This window comes from Rhodopseudomonas pentothenatexigens, from assembly GCF_900218015.1.
Taxonomy (GTDB): domain Bacteria; phylum Pseudomonadota; class Alphaproteobacteria; order Rhizobiales; family Xanthobacteraceae; genus Rhodopseudomonas; species Rhodopseudomonas pentothenatexigens.
In genome coordinates this window covers 13,365-27,076 of sequence record NZ_UFQQ01000009.1, presented here as the reverse complement: position 1 = coordinate 27,076, position 13,712 = coordinate 13,365, and the positions used below count along the sequence as shown (strand labels likewise).

1 protein-coding gene is annotated in these 13,712 nt (G+C 67.8%); it reads right to left on the bottom strand.

What is annotated here, in order from left to right; translation table 11 throughout:
• Positions 1-176: 176 nt before the first annotated feature.
• Complete coding sequence (locus DWA33_RS09955; RefSeq protein ID WP_147270233.1) at positions 177-13,610, bottom strand: filamentous hemagglutinin family protein; 13,434 nt, start codon at positions 13,608-13,610, stop codon at positions 177-179.
• Positions 13,611-13,712: the final 102 nt, after the last annotated feature.

Here is a 13,712-nt window from a genome sequence, read left to right as displayed (position 1 = left end):
GATCGTCGGCATCAGCCTGCCCCAGCCCGATCCCGCTCCGGATCGCCTTTCCTCGCGGTCCGCGCCGATGTCGCCGGGCGACCTGCAGCCGGCTCGACTGCACCTGGCAACGTGACGACTCACACCACCGCAACGGACACCGCCGCAACGGACACCACCGCATCGGTGTCGGCGCCCTACCGCCGTTCTTCTTCATCCTGGTCCCGGCCGCTGCCGGAACGCGAGGATGGCGCACCCGTCGCCTGCGGCGTCGAGGAGGAAGGCGTCTCGGCGGACGGCACCGCCCCGGTCGCACCACCATCGCCGCCGCCATAGCCGACGACCTCGACGATGAAGATCGAAGCCTGGCCGCGGCTGCCGCCGGCGGTCGGCTGCTCGGTGCGCGCGGCGGCGCCGGCGGCGTTCGAGGAGGTCGCGAGCGAACCGCTGAGGCTCGGCAGCGACACCGAGGGCACGCCGGTGACCGGACCGGCCGCAGCGATGTTGCTGACATTCAGCACCACCGGCGCCACCACGAACACCTCCCCCGACGAGCGAACGCCGGCGGTGCCGAAGTCGATCCGGCCACGCGGAGCCAGCAGGTACAGGTTCGAGCTGCGCGCCACCTTCGAGCTCTTCAGCACGCCGATGCCGGCGCCGCTGACGAAGCCGCCGAGATCGATCGATTGGTAGTCGTTGGCGTCGAACATCACCTGCAGCGGCGGCTGCGACAGCGTGGTCTTCGAGCCGCGGCCGGCATCGAGATCGCCATTCGAGCTCCACATCAGGATGTCGCCGCCCTGGGTGGTGAAGACGCGGCTGGAATTCACCAGCACGCTGCCGTCGGTGAAGGTGCTGATATTGCCGCCGCCCAGCGTCAGGATGCCGAGATCGCTGAGCTTGAGCAGCGGATTCGGCTCCGGCACCAGCGAGCCGACGATGATGCCGCCCTGCGGACCGAAGATCGAAATGTCGCCGCCGAGCTTGGTCTGGATGGTGGCGTGCAGCAGGTCGAGATTATTGGTCACCGCTTGGTTGCCGTAGCCGTAGCTGGACGGGAACATGGTCTCGATCGCCCGGTAGCCGCGCGCGACCTGCGCGGCATCGCCGCTCGCGGCGACGGCCTTCAGCTCGGCGAGATAGACCTGGCCCAGGAACACCTGCTGCAGGCTCTGCGGCAGCGCCCTGAAGGTCGCCACCGGATCGTCGCCGGGCTCGCGGCCGATGCGGCCGAGGAACGCCACCATCTCGGTGAAGTAGTTGTGCGCGACCAGCGACGCGCCCGCCGGATCGACATAGGTGGCGAACACGCCGTCGTAGTTGATGCCGTTCTTGACGCCGAACCGGACGATCAGATCGGCCCCTTCCGACCCGAGCAGAGCGTTGCGACGCGGCTTCGCGGCGGGGCCGAGCAAGGCGGCGTTGTAGATTCCGGTCGGTCCGCCGTTCGCATTGGTCAGGCGATCGGCGTTGCCGACCGGACTGGCGCTGGCATTGCCGAGCGAGACTATACCCTGTTGCGCGATCACCTTCGACTGGACGTTGTCCGCGGCGGGTAGGAACGGGCCGAGATCGCCGCCGGCCTCGACGACGAAATAGCCGGGTCCCGCGATCTGCAGTCCGCCGCCGATATTTTTCCCGGTGTAGTACAGGTCGTCGCCGGCGATGACGCTGCTGACGTCGCTGCGGCGGATGTTCTGCGCCAGCAGGTTGAGATCGGCGATGTCGCCGCCGGCCCTGATCTGCGTGGGCCGGTTGATCTCGATCCGGTTGATGCTGCCGGTTGTCACATTGGTGTAGGCGGCAGCCTTGATGTCGCCGGTCAGCGCGTAGATGCGGGCGATCGCGTCGTCGTCGGCATGGGCCAGCACCGCTTCGCTGTAGGTTCCGCCATAGCTGCGGTCGCCGGAATGCGTGCCGAACCACTCTGCCGGCCGGAACGGGTTGAAGGCTTTGTCGAGCAACGACGGGCCGGCGGAAATAACCGGAGCACGCGACGCGATGGTGACGCCGAAGGTCAGGTCGATGCTGCCCTGCGCCAGAAGCTCGAATTCGCCATGCTCGGAGCCGCTCAGAATCATGCCGGCGAGGCCGAACTGGACGCCGCTTGCTGTCACCTCCAGGCCGCGGGTGACGATGTCGCCGCTGGCGGCGATGGCCTCGAGGTTGGCGGGATACACGCCCGAGGCGTTGGCCGTCACTCCGGTGGTGGTAATCGTCGGCAAGGCGATGCCGATCGAGACGTCTCCGCTCGCCGACATCAGCGCCACCGCGCTGTCGGGACCATAAGTGTCCATATAGATCGCCGAGCTGGTGCTGGCATAAGTGCTGTGCTGGCGGTGCAGCGCAGCGGGGTTGATCACGCCGCCCATCGACAGCGAGCCTGCCGCCACCATCTGGATCTGCCCGAGGTCGACCGCCAGCAGCGGCACGTTGTCGAACACCACGTTGCCGCGGGCGAGCCTGGTGGCGGCGGCGCCGATCGACCGGCCCGCCTTGATGACGGCATGGCCGGAGCCCTCATAGAACGAACCGCCGAGAATATCGCGGCCGGCGCTGACGCTCATATTGCCGCTGTCGTAGATATGAGTGATCGGCGTCGAGGTTGCGGTGAGGCCGCCGGAGACGCGGCCGGTGGTGGGCAGCGACACCGAGACGTCGTTGAGGTCCCGCCCGGCCCGCACCGTGACGTTGCCGCCGGCGCTGAGGATGCCCTGCTGGAAGCTGCCGAACTGGAGCCACCACGCCGTCTGAGACGCGATACTGGTTCCGATCGGCTGGAATACGCCCTGGCCGCGGAGGTCGATCGCCGCAGCGGCCGAAGCGCTGCCGGCCGGCGACAATTCGATATCGGCAACCAGCCAAGGCTTGTAGTACTGATAATTCGATCGGGTCCCGGTGCCGCTGTAGCCGATGATGTCCCATTGCGCCTCGACCACGACGTCGCCGCCCTTGTGCGGGAACGCCGCCGCGGTCGGCGGACCATAGGCGACCGAGGCGGCGGCGCTCGACGAACCGTTCAGCAGCAACTGCGGCTCGAAGAACAGCAGATCCGGGTTGCTCGCGGTGTTGCCGACCACAACCGCGCCGTTGACGGTCGTGTACTGCGGATCGATCAGCCGCGGGGTGTTGACGCCCGCGGCGTAGATCACACCGGGCGCAGCGGTATCCGCCATCACGACGCTGTTGCCGGCGGCGACGGTGATGTTGCCGGTGCCGGTGCGCACCATGGTCGACAGATCGACCGTCGCGGTCGTCGTTCCCGAGCCGGTATAGAGCGTCTGCGTATACGAGGTGTGCTTGTCGACGATCACGCTGCGGACCGTGTTCGACTGCGCCGCGTTCGGCGCGTAGATCGAGCTCGACAGCGGCTGCACCGCGTCCGGATTGGCGCTGGCGAGATCGGCGCCGGCGACCAGCCGGTAGCTCCACGAGCCGGGATCGGTGACGGTGACGATCTCGGCGTTCGCCGGGGTGGTACCGACGCTGTTGGGGCTGCCGCAATTCGCCACGCAGACCCGAAGCTGATTGGGGAACAGGTCGGCTGCGGCGAGGTCGACCGAGCCGGGGCTGACGCCGTTGGCCTGAGCACGATACGGCGCGATCGGCACCGCGCCGTAGGAATTCAGCCAGAACAGATAGCCGGGAGAACTCCAGTCGGCGAGGGTCTGGTCGGTCCCGCGCTTGTAGGTCGCCAGATAGCTGGCCAGTGCGGCGACGTAGGTACTGTCCTGATAGTTGCGGAACTGGAAGAAGCCGTCCGAAATCGACGCATCGACCCTGACGTCGTTGACCGCGCGCAGCGTCAGCGCGCCGGCCTCGATCGATTTGCCGCCGGTGCCGTAGTCGGCGACCAGACGGTAGTCGAAGGTGACGTAGCTCTGCTGCGCCACATTGGCGTTGTCGTAGGTGTGGACGTATTTGCTGCCGTTGCTGCCGTTGGTCTGCAGATTGTAGGCCACGCCGGAGGCCAGATTCCAGTTCTGCTTGACGGTGATGTCGCCGGCATTCTTCGACGTGCTGGAATTGACCAGCTCGACGCCCGGCCGGACATGGACCACGCCGGCGCCGAGATCCTGCGCCAGCGGCGACAGCCGGCTGATCAGACCGTCGAAGCCGTAGTTCTGCCCGTTGAGGATCAGGTCGCCCTGGGCGAATTGCACCAGAGTTTTGCCGAAGAACTGACCGTGCAGGCCATCGGCCCGGAACACCGCTGTTTGGGTGGTGCTGTTCGGGTCGTAAGTGGCGGAATTATAGGTTCCGACCGGGACGTAGTTGCCGATCGGGGTGAAGACACCGGCCGCGTTCGATGTACCGGTGTAGTTGTTGCCTGTCTGCACCTCGATCCGGGCGGTGCCGGAAACGAAATTGACGGTGTTCGGAGTCGTCCCCGTGGGAACCGGGGTTGTGCCGACCACCTGCATGCCGCCGGCGCTGACGGTCGCGGTCACGGTAACGCCGGGCGCGACGGTGATCGTCGCCGTCGCCGGCCGGCTGAGATAACCGCTGCCCGGATTGGTGATGGTGAGCGTCGGCGTTCCGCTCGCGTCGGTGCTCACGACACCCTGGGCCGCGACACGCGTGACGCCGGCGGCAGTGTCGGTCGGAGCCGCGAAGGTCACCGGCGCATTCGACAGATTGGCGGGAAGACCGGCCGCGTTCAGCCTGATGTTGTTGTCCAGTCCCATGATCGCCACGATCACGAACGGCGTGCCGTTGAGTAGGATCACCGGCTTGCTGGTATAGCCGCTGCCGGGATTGGTGATCACCACGGCGCGTCCGGTGACCCCGGTCCAGGTGCCGCTCAGCACGCGGTTGCCGTTGGCGTCGTACAGACCGGCCGGATCGATCACGCCGTCCCAGCCCAGGCTCGAGCCGTCGATGCCGTATTTGCTGCCGACGGTGTCGAACGCGATGAAGCCCTCGACGGTGACGGCGCGCGCGCCGCGGATGAGGACGTCGCTGCCGCTGATGGTCGGCCGTTCGTTGCCGGCGGCGTCGATGGCGACGATCTTGGCGTCGCCGTTGCCGTCGACCGGCGCGCGGAACGTCACCGTGCCGCCGCTGAGGCCGCCCTTGGTGCCGCCGGAGACGTCGATCCGCATCCCGGATTGCAGCCGGATCTTGCCCGCCGCCGCCCACGGAATCCCGACGGTGACGTCGCCGCCGCGTTCGTCGGCATGCTGCGTCGAGGCGTTGATAAAGGAGGTGCCGCCGAGCGTCACCTGATTGGCGGCATAGAGGCCGATTTGGCCGCCGGCCTGACCGGTGCCGTCCGGGGTGGCACCGGCATAGCCGCTGGCGTCGATGGTGCCGAAAATGTTGAGCTGACCGAACTGCCGGGATGGGTTGGCACTGTCCCACGTGCTGTCGTCGGCAGTGAGCGTGACCGCATGAGCCTTCAGCGTAGAGCCGGCCGACAGCGTCAGATTGCCGGTGCGAGTGTGAATGTCGATCGCGCCGGTGAGGCCGCCGGCCAGCAGTCTGGCCGCCAGATCATCGAGCACGACATCGTCCCTATAGCCCGCGCCGAGCTGGAGCGACTTGGCGTCGACTTGGAAACGGCCGCCGAAGCCGGGCCCGCCCTGCCCTTGCAGGTCGCCGAGCAGCACCGCGCGGCCGGCGACCGCGGAGATCTCGATCTCGCCGCCATAACCGATACCCTCCGCCGGCTGCGCCACGTCGATCGTGCTGGTGGCGGCGGTGCGCACGCTGCCGGCGCCGCTGCTGTCGGCCTGCAGCAAGACCTTGCCGCCGGCCACATAGACGTCGGAGTCGAATAGAACCCTCTTGTAGCCGCCGGCCGCCAGATAGGCGCCGTCGAGCAGCCGCACCGCCTCGGTGGTGCTGCCGTCGGGATTGACCAGATCGGTGCCGGTGGCTTCCAGCACGATGGTGCCGGCCTGGGCCTGGATCGTCGTGCCCACAGCGACGCGGTTGCCAATGACGACGAGCTTGCCGCCGAGCTGGTCGCTGTCCTCCGGACGCGCCGTCGCCCCGTTGCGCGCACCGACATCGAGCAGCGAGGCGCTGCCGGTAGCCGAGATGGTGAAACCGTCGGCGGCGGCGCTGCCGACCCGCACGATCGGGGTGTACATCGACAGGTCGACCTGATCGAGCCCGGTGCCGAGCGTCAGGCTGCCGCTGCCGGCGATCGTGACGCCGTCACGCGCCACGAAATCGACGCTGGAATAGCCGGCGATGCGCTGCACGCCGGTGCCGAACACGATATTGTCGGCAGCCAGCGTCAGGCCTGCGCCGCCTGCCGAGGGCAGTTTCGCCGGCGGGCCGCCGGCGCCGAGATTCGACAGGGTGATCGATCCGGCATCGAGCGAGATCAGCGCGTTGCCGCCGGACGCCGCAACGATCGCGGCGGTGTCCATCGTCAAGCTGTTGACGCGCCCTCCCGGTCTGAAATCGCCGTACACGGCGACCGCGCCGCCGAGCAGCGTCTTCAGGGTGAGCGCCTGGACGTCGAACAGCGCGCCGCTGGGCAACGCCACGGCGACCGCGGCCGAAGCGGTGCCGAGTCCGATGGTGCGCGCCGCCAGGGTCAGGCGGTCGGCATGCAGGTCGCCCGGCGCGAACTGGATCGCCCTGCTCGACCTCGTCGCCTGCATCGTCACGGTGCCGGCCGACACCCGGGCGCCCGCCTCGATCGTCACACTGCCGGCGTCGGCGGCCGGCAGCACGACCTGGCCGACGCCGCCGCTGGTCGAGGTCACCGCGCCCGACACCGGCACGCCGGCGATGGAACCGGCCGGAACATCGGCGAAGCGGATCGTCAGCTCCGGCGTGGTCACGCCGGTCGGACCCGAGATATTCAGTGCGCCGTCGGTGGTGGCGGCGAACAGCGCGCCGAGCCCTGGGACATAGGACCCGAGGAAGCCGCTCTGCGCCTTCGAGCTCTGGAAGTTGTTCCAGTACCAGGTCGAGTTCAGCTTGGTGAGATCCGCACCGGTGATGACCGTCCCGGTCGAGTCCAGCGTGCCGCCGACCGCCGCCGCGATCTGCTCCGCGAGCAGATAAGCGCCGTCCGGCTTGGCGAAGTAGTAGTTACGCCCCGAACCGCCTTCGAACGCGCCGACATTCTCGACGACGCTGCCCGACCTGATCGTGACCTCACCCTCGCCGGGCGCCGGCCCGAAGACCGCGAGCGGCACGTTGACGTAGCCGTTGCCGACCGCCAGCAGCGTGTTCAGGGTCTGCCATTGCCCGGCCCTGGCGACGAGCAGGATTTCCGGCGCAGCGAACGACTCGCCGCGGGTATCGACCAGCACGTTGGTCGCCGTCGGGGTGATCAGCGTGCCGAGCGCCGGATCGACGTCGCTGCGCAGGCCGCCGATCAGGATGCTGCCGAAGCCGAAACTGTTGAGCTGGGTGGCGTCGAGCGCGACGTAGCCGGCCGGCACGCTCGCCGGATTGGCCCGGTCGAGATACTGGCTGTGCCCGACCACGGCGAGCTTGTTGGCCGAAATGTCGAGTTCGCCGCCGCGCCCGCCGGCAGCCGGCCGGGTCAGCGCCATGCCGGCGAGCAGGATCTCCTGCTGCGCCAGCACAGCCATGCGGCCGGCGTCGATCGGAAGCCGCGGCACGTTGGTGCCGTCGCTGTTCGCGCGCTGGGTGAAATAGGCGTTGGCGCCGTTGAACGCATACTCGCTGTAACGCTGCCAGACCGAATTGCTGCGGATCGCGAACAGCGCCTCGCCGGACGATTGCTTCTGCGACGATGTCGACTGGGTGTAATGCCCGCTGACCAGCACCGTGCCGTCCGGCAGCGTGGTGCCCGACGGAATGCTGCGGCCGAGATTATCGCCGAAATAGGTTACCCGCATCGCGCCCGGCAGAGTGGCGTAGTGCGCCGGATAGAGCGTGTAGGTGCCGGCCGGAATGCCATCGCCGCCGGCGATGGTGATCTGCGTGCCGGCCAGCGGATAGATGTCGCCCGACTGCAGATACAACACCTGCCCGCTCGGCAGCGTGAACTTGGCGCCGGACTGGCCCGCGGCGTCGAGGCTTCTGGCGGTGGTGAAGTGAATGTCGAACGCGGCGACCGGGTCGCTGCTGCTCGGCACCAGGGCGTAAACCACCGGCCCGGCTCCGGTCGCGTTCTTCAGACCGCCATTGATCGTGGCCAGCGTATCGTACGAGCCGCCCTTGCCCTGGATCCACTCGGTCGCCTGCAGATCGCCGCCGCCTCGGACGTCGATCACCGCGCCTTCCGCCACCGCGACGCTGGCGCCGCCGAGCGTCAGGCCCTTGGCCGGCGGCGCCGTCAGCGGGCTGAGACTCGCATTGTAGTACCACCCCTTGCCGTCCAGGGTGGCGCCATAGGGCACGGTGGTGTCGGCCAGCGTCACCGAAGTCAGACTGCCCGGCTGCAGGACAACGCCCTGACGGCTGCCGTCGGCGTTGGTGCCGGTGCCGCCGGTCAGGGTGATCTGTCCGAGCGGTGCGAACAGATTGCCGCCCTGCCGGATGTTCGCGGCCGTTACCGTGACGCTGCCGCCGGCGGACAGCGGAATGTCGGTTTGGCTGCCGGCGGGCGCTGCGAAGGCGACATCGCCGGCGGTGCTCTTGATGGTGAAGTCGACTGCCGAGACCGGATAGACGCGCTGCGCCGAGAGCAGCAGGTCGCCATAGGTCGCGAGCGTGCCGGCGAATTCGGACGGACCGCTGATCAGCCCCGTGGTGGTGTCGAGCTTGTTGGCGACCTTCGGCGTGCTGAGACGCAGATCGCCGGAGCTCAGCAGATCGACCTGACGGAAGCCGGCGAAGGTGGCGCCCTCGACGTCCAGGATCCGCGCGGCGACCGTGATTGTATTGGTCCCCTGGGTCACGGCGCCGCCGCCGCCGGTGAGCAGCACGTAAGGCGCGGACAGCGTCACGTTGCTGCCGTTGCCGAAGCTCAGGATCGAGGACGCGGCGATTTCGAGCCGGTTGGCGACCGACCAGTTCAGCGATCCGGAGACAATGAGCGTCTGCAATCCCAGCGCGCCGAGATTCAGAGTATTGCCGGCGATGTCGTTGAAGATTCGCGCCGCCCCACCCTGAGCGCCGCCCGCATACAGGTACACGTTCTCGAACGCCGAGAGCCTGTCGACCGCCGCCGACACGGTCAGTGCGGTCCCGACGCTCTGCGAGAGCTGGGCCAGCGACATCAGGCCGGTCGCGGCGGCCGGCGCATTGGGCAGCCGCAGCGCATCGAAACTCTGCGCCAGCGTCATCGCGCCGCCGCCGAGAACGATGGTGCCGCCATTGGCACGCGGGTCCGCGGCAAAGTTGCCGGCGGCGTCGCGGTAGCGGCCGCCCAGCGCCGCGAACGAGCCGTTCCACAGGAATGCGCCGGAGTCGATCTCGACCGAGCCGGCGTCTGCCCACGACCAGTACGGCGTGACCGTCCGACCGCTCACATAAGAAACCAGACCGGCATAGCCGGAGACATCGACCTGGAGTCCGTCGCGCGCAACCACATAGGACGATCCGGCGGCCGGCACGGCGGGAACGGGATTATTGCTTCCCGTGACCGTAGTGAGCGCTCCGGACTCGATCGTCAGAGTGCCGCCGCCGATGATCGTGCCGCTGGCCGCCGGTCCGCCGGGCAGGCCGAACCGCGAATTGGCGATATACGTGCCGGACAGGTCGATCCGCGCCTGCTGCTGATTCCAGGCTTCCAGCCAGGTGCGGACCGCGTTGATGGTCAGGCTGCCGCCATGATCGACGATGCTGCCGCGGAGCAGGACGTTCTGAGCGAGCGTGTCGCGGCCGTACAACGCGGCACCGGACGCGAGTGATCGGTCGGGACTGCCGCTCAGATTGAGCTTCGCCTTTGCATCAGTGACGATCGAGGCGTCCTGGTCGAGCAGGATGTTGTCGGCGCGCAGCGTCAGATCGACCGGCTTGCGCAGATCGTCGGGCAGAACAGCCAGCCGAGTGTCCGGCGACTGCGACGCCTCGCGGCCGAGCTTGGTGCCTGTTCCCAACTCTGCGTAGTCGACGTCGCCCGCATAGTTGACCTGCTGCAAGGTCAGATCCGACGCGACGACAATGCTCGCTTGGCCGCCCGCCACCGCACTGCCGTCGGCCTTCAACCTGACGTCCGAAACGGTCTCGAGCGTGTACGAGCCGAAGCCGCCATTGTTGAGCAGCGCGATCGGAAACGTCGGATCGCCGCCGACTCTGACGGTCGAGGTCTGCCCCGCCGGCAGCACGCCGCCGATCTGCACCGTGCCGACCGTCCCCAACAGCAAACTGCCGTTGGATTCGAAGCCGTAGGCGCGCAAAGTGCCGTCGAGTTGCAGGATCGCGAGGCTGCTGTCGGGTGACGGCGCGATTGGATTGTTGTTGCCCGCGTCCGGCTGGTTCGGCGGCTCGAACGACCCCTTGTAGAGTACCAGCGAGATGCTGCCCCCCTTGCCGGCGATGACGCCGTTCGAGGCCGTCTTGAACTTGCCGCGAGGTGAGATGTAGGCCCCGCTCGACGCATCGAGAACGCTGCCCGCCGACAAACGGATACTGCCCGTGGTGTCTTGGCGACTGAGACGGTCGCTGTCCTTGTTGGTCGTGATCGAGATCGAGCCGCCGTTGATGAAGGCCGGCCCCGCGGCATCGAGCTCGAACTTGGCGTTGTCGTTGACGAAGCGGCCGCTGACGTCGAGGAGGCCTTCCACGAACACGTCCGCTGCGATTACCTGGCCGTTGTGCGTCGGCGCCTGCAGCGGCAGGGTCGTGTCCTGGAATGCTTTCGCGATTTGCCAGCGTTTGGTGGTGAGGTCGATCACGCCGCCCGGTGCGGTAATCGAGCCCGCGATGTCGATCGCACCGCCGGCAAGCGCGTCGAAACGACCGCCCGCCGCGAGCCGAACGGCGCTACCGGACGACAGCACCAGGTCGTAGCTGGTGATCGAAAGCGCGCTCAGCCCGTAGCTCGACAGCGTTTCGTCCGACAGCAGGGTCTTGGCGTTGTTGGTGACGAAATTGGCCGATGGCGTCGACCCGATCTGCACGCTGGAGGGCGTGTTGAGGATCAGATAGCCCTGCGACGGCAATTCGTCGCCGCTGGCCTGCAACGCGGTCGGCCGCGTCACTGCGCTGCCGCTGGTGTAGTCGGTGGTGTCCGACGGCGCGCGCCCGAGATTGATCTGGCGCTGCCCGGCGACCGAGCCGAAATAGAACTCGTTGCCGAGGGCGATTTGCGGGGTGATGGTGGTGACCTTGACGCCGCCGGCGTCGTGGCCCTCGGTGTAGCCGGTCTGATAGGATTGCGCCCCGAGCGTCCAGCTTTCCGGAGCCCCCCACCGCTCATGATCGACGGTGAAACGGCCGAAGATCCCGACATAGATCATGTCGGGACTGGCGGTGGCCATGGTGTAGATCCGTCCGTCGATACCGATCAGCCGCGTCGTCGGCACCATCCCCGGCAGGAACGTGACCTTGCCGCCGGCGACGTTGACCACCGAGCCGGCATTCAGCACGACCTGCCTGCCGGACGTGCCGGAATCGTCGACACTCAGCTCGGTCCCGAAATCCACGCGGCCGCCGGCGGTCATCAGTTGATAGATGCTACGCCCCTTCGAATTGACATAGCCGCTGGCGTCGGCAAGCGGGGTGCCGACCCACGTGGTGCCGTCGCTGCGCGTGCCGGTCGCGCGAATGTCGATCCACAGCGTCTCGCCGTACAGAACGCCGTCGCGCTGCAGCGGCATGTCGGCGAATTCGGCGCGCGGCTGGAACGAGACGAAATTGTACGAAGCCGGCAACACCACGTCCTGCAAGCCGGCGACGTCGATGGTCGCGCCGGGCCCGTCCGCATCGCGGCCGGCCAGCACGACCTGCTGCGGCCCGCTGAGCGTCGGTTTGGCGCTCGCATTGGTGGTGCCATTGCCGTTGAAGAGCTGGCGCGTCACGCCGCCGCCACCGAGCGCGACGGCCTTCAGCGATACCGTGGCGGACGGTGCCGAGATCAGTCCGTTCGCGCTGATGCCGACCTCGCGCTGCGCCGCCAGTTCGACGAACGCGGGCATGAAGCTCTGCACCGTGCTGGAGTTGCCGTCGCTCGAACCGCCGCTGAGTATCGGCAGCGTGTTGCCGTCGTCATACGGCAGCATGCTGATGATGCCGTCCATCCGGACGCTGGTGGCGGCGTGGAGCAGCACCATGCTGTTGCGCAGGATGCTGGTGTCGGCCGAGATCACCCCGCGCACCAGCCCGCCCACGGCGTCGCGGACGGGATTGCCGTCGGCGTCGAGCAGATTGGCGACCGCGACCCGGTCGCCGGCGAGGGTGGTGACGCCCTGCCGGGTCTCGATCAGGCCGCCATGGGTGACTTCGCCGGTGACCACGCCGGTGGCTTCATTGCGGTAGTAGGCGAGATTGGTCGGATTGCCGAGTTGACCGGCGGTCGTCTGATAGCTTTCCGAGTAGTTCTGTAACTGCAATCCGGTCCCGCGGAAGGTCACGCCGCTCGGGAGCACGCTGCTGGGAATCTCCGCCGCGGCGTAGGTGCCCGGCGTCAAGGTAATCGCCCGCGAGGCGGCCATCGCGACCTGGCCTTGCGGCGCGGTCAGCGTGCCGTAATTGGCGACATTGGCGCCGAACAGATAGACGAATCCAGGCGACCCCAGCGGCACCACGTCGGTGGCGATCCTGGCGCTGATCGCGGCGCCGGCCTCGACCGTGACGTTGCCGGGGACCAGCGTCGTGGCGGCACCGCCCGGGTCGGAGTTGCCGGGTGTCGGCGTCCGCTCGGCGACGAACAGCGAGAACGAAAACGGGTTGCCGATGCCGGTGTTGAGGAAATAGGCGTCGCGCGCGGCCTGGTCGTCGCCGAGCTTGCCGACGTCGAGCGTCGACGCCACCAGCGAATGCACGTTGATCTGCGCGCCGGCGCCGAAGATGATGCCGTTGCGGTTGATCACATAGACCGCGCCCGGCGCGTTGATCTGGCCGTTGATCGACGACGGATTGGTCCAGCCGTTGTTGGCCCGCGCGTTCTGCAGGAACAGATTCGGCGAGGTGTCCGGATTGACCCGGTTCAGCGCGATCCAGTCCGACGCCTGCTGATCGAAATTCAGAAGCGTATCGGAGCTGATGTTGAAGCTGTCCCAGTTGAGAATCGCCTGCTTCGCGGTCTGGGTGACGTTGACGTTGGTCTTGCCGCCGCTGACGGTCTGAGTCAGTTTCGAACTGGCGCCGTTGAACGATTCCGGTGTTCTCAGATTCAGGGTCGTGCACGACGCGCCGCAGGACCCGCCGACACTGACGCCGCCGGTCGGCATCAGACCGCCATCGGCGACGCCGCTCGGAATCGGGGCGCCGTTCGCCAGCGTCGGCTGCGCGGCGATCGCGGCGGCCTCCTGCTGCGCTTTGCGGATCGCGGCGAGCGCCGCAGCCGCTCGATCGAGCGATTGCCGTGCCTGTGCGGCTGCACCGGCCGCCTGCGCGGCGGCGGCGTTCGCAGCGTCCTGCGCGGCCGCGGTGGGAGCGACGCCACCGATCGAATTGATGCTGCGGGCTTCGCCGTCTGCGCACGTCACCATCAGGGCGAACAGGCTGGCTCCGCACAGCATCACCGACCGGTACGCCAGACGCGACGATCCGGTACGGACGGATATCGAGCGAACGCGCTTCAAGGCAGAGACTCCCAGCCGCAATACACAACACGCAGCGCGGCCGGCCATCTGGCCGAAATGCCCCGACGACCTGGAGCATCCGAAGCAAAGTGACATCGCCGC